At 41.8% G+C, this 4,672-nt stretch carries 5 protein-coding genes; 3 read left to right on the top strand and 2 right to left on the bottom strand.

Annotation, left to right across the window (positions count from 1 at the left end; translation table 11 throughout):
• Positions 1 to 19 precede the first annotated feature (19 nt).
• Both ACYVTD_RS09925 and ACYVTD_RS09920 read right to left on the bottom strand, forming a co-directional pair.
• On the bottom strand, positions 20 to 757 hold the full coding sequence (locus tag ACYVTD_RS09925) for an ABC transporter ATP-binding protein (RefSeq protein WP_461247620.1): 738 nt from the start codon (positions 755 to 757) through the stop codon (positions 20 to 22).
• Complete coding sequence (locus ACYVTD_RS09920) at positions 758 to 1,969, bottom strand: ABC transporter permease (protein WP_461247619.1); 1,212 nt, start codon at positions 1,967 to 1,969, stop codon at positions 758 to 760.
• Positions 1,970 to 2,107: 138 nt separating this feature from the next.
• On the opposite strand from ACYVTD_RS09920, the gene ACYVTD_RS09915 reads away from it, so the two are divergent.
• The 3 genes from ACYVTD_RS09915 to ACYVTD_RS09905 all read left to right on the top strand — a co-directional run.
• Positions 2,108 to 3,235: a trans-sulfuration enzyme family protein gene (locus tag ACYVTD_RS09915; RefSeq protein WP_461247618.1), complete on the top strand. Its 1,128-nt coding sequence runs from the start codon at positions 2,108 to 2,110 to the stop codon at positions 3,233 to 3,235.
• A gap of 6 nt (positions 3,236 to 3,241) precedes the next feature.
• Positions 3,242 to 4,444 (top strand): MalY/PatB family protein, encoded by a 1,203-nt coding sequence (locus ACYVTD_RS09910; protein ID WP_461247617.1) that lies wholly within the window; start codon positions 3,242 to 3,244, stop codon positions 4,442 to 4,444.
• The coding region (locus ACYVTD_RS09905) for an ATP-binding cassette domain-containing protein (protein WP_461247616.1) at positions 4,444 to 4,672 on the top strand (229 nt) is incomplete at its 3' end. The genes ACYVTD_RS09910 and ACYVTD_RS09905, both read left to right, overlap by 1 nt.

The following is a 4,672-nucleotide window of genomic DNA, read 5'->3' as shown; positions in this document are numbered from 1 at the left end:
TGGTTTCTTAATAAAAAAATCAAGAAAAACAAGAATAAATATTGGTACAAATACCATTGTAATAAATGTCAGGAATTTTTCTAGAATTAGCGCGCAGCGACAGATTTCCTTCATTCATCGAATAAACTTTATTTCCGTAGGAAAGCGTATCAAGCTCGTGGGTTACTATAAGCACCGCCGTTCCTTCTTTTGCGATGTCGCTTAACAACCGCATAATGTCAGCCGTAGTTTCCGCATCCAAGTCGCTTGTCGGCTCATCGGCGATAAGCAACGCGGGATTATTGATAAGAGCGCGGGCTATGGCGACACGCCTCATTTCACCGCCTGAAAGTTGTTTCGGATAAGAGGCGGCAAGATGATATATGCCTGTTTTTTCAAGCAAGGTAAGGGCGCGTTCTTCCGGTTCTCCTTCACGATTAAACAAAAACCATGGGATACAAACATTTTCCAAAACCGTAAAATTCGCTAAAAGACTTTGCCCCTGCGGAACAAAACCTATTTTTTCATTACGAAGCAGTGAAATTGATTTATCCTCTAAATTAAAAATATCCTGTCCGTCAAACAAAACCGTTCCGGCGCTGGGCTTGAGCAAACCCGCGCTCATGTTAAGAAGCGTACTTTTTCCACTGCCGCTTCTGCCGATAATACTGATAAAATCTCCTCGCTCAACAGAAAGATTTATGCCGTTTACGGCGTTAAACGCCCTATCGCCGCGCTTGTATTCTTTGGTCAATTCACGAAGTTCAAGAAGCCCCATTTATTCGCCCTCCCTCATGGTAAAATATGTTTCCGCTTTGCTTATTCTCAACGCCGAATACAGGGAAGAAAGCGGTCCCACAATGGCGGATAAAAGGAGACTTCCCAAAACAAGCAAAATAATATAAAAAAGCGGCGCATCAAGATAAGGCAATTCAAGTTGTTCGCTTATGTAGGTGCTAAATGGAAATACAACAAGACTTGCAAGAACAATACCGGCACAACCTCCCGCGATTCCGGCAATTAACGCTTCGTTTAACACAATGCCGATAAGTTTTTTTCTTGTCGCTCCCAGAATTCGCAAAATAGCAAATTCTTTTTTACGTTCGTGAATTGTTCCCGAAAACACAGCAGACAGTACGATAATCGCCAATGCCCAAAGTGTAATAGAAAAAATATGTATGTATTTAACAAGCCCCGAAATTGTACTTGTAATACGCGCAAATATCCCCTGAGAGATTAACACTTCCACACCTTCATTTTTTTCCCGTATGTCTCTGGAAAGAATCGAAGGTGATTTTGCAGTATCAACTTTTACCAAGACAGAGGATATTACATCACCTTCGTATTTATCCGCTATAAATCTATAGTTTAATTCGTGGGCATTATCAATAAGTTGGCGCATTGTATTCATGGTCATAAAAACAGAAGTATCATAACCAGTTGCGCTTTTTGACAACCGCGCCGCTACAGGATATTCCCGGTTAAATAATTTAATATTACCATTTCGGTAAACTCCTATATGAGTTCCAATAATCACCTGACCGTCGCTTATAGAACCATGATACTTTTCCGCTATCCACGGCTGAACAACAAAATCGGTAGTAGGATCATACGCAATAAGTTGAACCGCTTCATCACAACAATCAGCTGAAAAAGAAGTAAGAAAAAATTGAGGGGAAGCGCAAGCTACGCCTTTTAACCCTGCGATTGAATCAACAACACTCTGGTCAAAATAAAAAGCATTGCTCTCGCCACGAAGCAATAGGGCTTGAGCTTTTTCGGAAGTTCCTTTTGGGACAACCATTAAATCAGCCCCGAAACGTTTTGTCATTGTGTCCAAACCCTGACGCAAGTTCAAGGCAAGAATAGATCCGCCAAAAAGGGTAAATGCAAGAATTGCTACAACGACAAAAAGGCAGGCGGTACGAACCGGTCTTGCCTGAAGATTTTTAAGCGATATACTGCTTGTTTTCAAATTTAAATTTTGCATAAATTCCTCTTTATCCTATCATATAAAACCTATCAGTTTAATATGATATAACGATTAAGAACTATATGTCAATAGCAGATTATCAGACTATTTCAACACCTTGAAAACACAGTAAACCTATGATATAAATAGGACACTATGGATATAAGCACGATATGCGTACACGGCTGTGATAAAAAGTTCGATATAACAGGAGCGGTAGCCGTTCCGATATTCGCGTCGGCAACTTTTGCCCATCCGGGCGTTGGAAAAAGTACGGGGTTTGATTACTCACGTTCTCTTAACCCTACCAATGTACATTTGGAGGATACTGTCGCCGCATTGGAAGGCGGCAATCACGCTGTGGCGTTTTCTTCGGGCATGGCGGCGGTTTCGGCTTTAATGGAATTGTTTTCACCCGGCGACCATATCATCGCTTCCGATGATCTTTACGGCGGCACATTCCGTCTTTTTGAGCATATATCAGAAAAAAACGGCGTAAAATTTTCTTATGTCGCCGCAGTAAAAGATATTGAAAAAGAAGTAACTCCGTCCACAAAAGCCATATTTATAGAAACTCCGTCCAACCCTATGATGAATGTAATAGACATTGCCAAAGTAGCGGAAATTACTAAAAAACACAAATTGCTTTTTATTGTAGACAACACTTTCCTTACGCCGTATTTTCAACTGCCGTTTTCTCTTGGAGCGGATATTGTTTTGCACAGTGCTACAAAATATTTAGGCGGACACAACGACACTCTTGCCGGATTGCTGGTTGTAAAAGATCCAAGTCTTGATGAAAAGTTAAGATTTATCGCAAAGACAACCGGCGGATGTCTTTCGCCATTTGACAGTTTTCTGATTATCCGAGGAATTAAAACTCTTGCTATTCGCATGGAACGCCAGCAGGAAACAGCGATAAAAATAGCGCATTGGCTTTTGGAACAAAGCGCGGTAAAAAAAGTTTATTACCCCGGGTTAAAAGAACATCCCGATTATGAAATATCCCGCAAACAGACAAGCGGTTTCGGCGGAATGCTCTCTTTCTCCGTGAAAGACGGAAAAACGGCGGAGCATATTTTGGAAAGCGTAAAAGTAATAAAGTACGCCGAAAGTTTAGGCGGCGTTGAAAGCCTTATCACATACCCAATGCTTCAAACCCACGCAGATCTTCCCGAAAGTGAGCGGAAAGAACGCGGCATAGACGACTGTTTACTGCGCCTGTCCGTCGGACTTGAGTCCGCAGATGATTTAATTGCCGACCTTAAACAAGCATTCAGGTAATTGTATATGAAATACAATTTTGATCGTGTAATAGACAGAAGCAACTCCTACAGTATCAAATACGAACCCACATGGAGAGGAAAACCTGCGGATGTTCTGCCCCTATGGGTTGCCGATATGGACTTTGCTTCCCCACCCTGCGTGCAAAAGGCGATTATCCGCAGAGCCAAACACGGAATCTACGGATACTCGGAACCCGATGCGGAATATTTTAATGTTACACGCAAATGGTTCGAGACTCGCTACAATTGGTCTCCTCAGCGTGACTGGCTTACTATCACTCCCGGAGTGGTAAACGCTTTGTACATCGCCGTCCGTTCGCTGACGGAGCAGGGAGACAACATTCTTATTCAACAACCAGTATATTATCCGTTTGAATCGAGCATAAGAAAAACAGGACGACAATTACTTGTAAATGAACTTGTATACAGTGATGGTCATTACAGCATAGATTTTCAGGACTTTGAAGAAAAAATTAAGCAGGCAAAAATGTTTATTCTGTGCAATCCGCACAATCCTGTCGGGCGTGTTTGGAAGACCGAAGAGCTTACACGCATGGGAGAAATCTGCCTGCGTTACGGAGTAACTGTAATTGCCGATGAGATTCACCAAGATTTTGTTTTTCAAGCCCGATTGTCTGACAATCGGGCAGGTCACAAGCACATTGTATTTGCGGCGTTAAATCAGGACTTTGCGAATATAACCGTTACTTGTACTTCTCCGTCAAAAACTTTTAACCTTGCCGGATTAATGAGCGCGAATATTTTTATTTCCAATAAAGAGTTACGTGAAAAATTTAAAGACGAGTATACGAGATCAGGTTTAAGCCAGCCGGGAGTAATGGGTCTTATCTCCTGCAAGGCGGCGTATGAAAATGGCGCAGAGTGGCTAGAACAACTTATAGATTATCTTGCCGGAAATATCGACTTTCTTAAAACATATCTTTCTAAACACATTCCCAAAATTAAACTTGTTCAACCAGAAGGAACATATCTGGCATGGTTGGACTTTAATGAATTCGGTCTCTCCGCTCAAAAATTGGACGAAGTAATTACGCAAAAAGGAAAATTATGGCTTAGTGCAGGTCATACTTTTGGAAAAGGCGGTAAGGGTTTTGAGCGGATCAATCTTGCCTGTCCACGCTCTGTGCTTTGTAACGCTTTGGATAGGTTAAAAAGCATTAATTGGGAAAGCGTGGAGAAAGAATAATGATTGTTGTTAAAGATATTTCCAAAACTTACGGAGAAGTTACCGCCGTTAAAAAAGTCGATCTTGATATTCCTTCCGGTTGTATTTACGGAATAATCGGCAGAAGCGGAGCGGGAAAATCGAGTCTTTTGCGTGTAATGAGTCTTTTGGAAACTCCAGATAAGGGCGAAGTGTATTACAACGGACAGCGTGTAGACATTTTGCGTGGTATGGCTTTGCTTGAACGCC

It is taken from the genome of Treponema sp. R6D11, assembly GCF_054786075.1.
Note: the sequence above shows the minus strand (reverse complement) of the source record. Positions and strands in the feature narration are given on the sequence as shown.

Excerpts from the sequence above, each read along its gene's own strand:
- ACYVTD_RS09910 (WP_461247617.1), top strand. The coding sequence starts at position 3,242 with ATGAAATACAATTTTGATCGTGTAATAGACAGAAGCAACTCCTACAGT.
- ACYVTD_RS09925 (WP_461247620.1), bottom strand. The coding sequence starts at position 757 with ATGGGGCTTCTTGAACTTCGTGAATTGACCAAAGAATACAAGCGCGGC.
- ACYVTD_RS09915 (WP_461247618.1), top strand. The coding sequence starts at position 2,108 with ATGGATATAAGCACGATATGCGTACACGGCTGTGATAAAAAGTTCGAT.
- ACYVTD_RS09920 (WP_461247619.1), bottom strand. The coding sequence starts at position 1,969 with ATGCAAAATTTAAATTTGAAAACAAGCAGTATATCGCTTAAAAATCTT.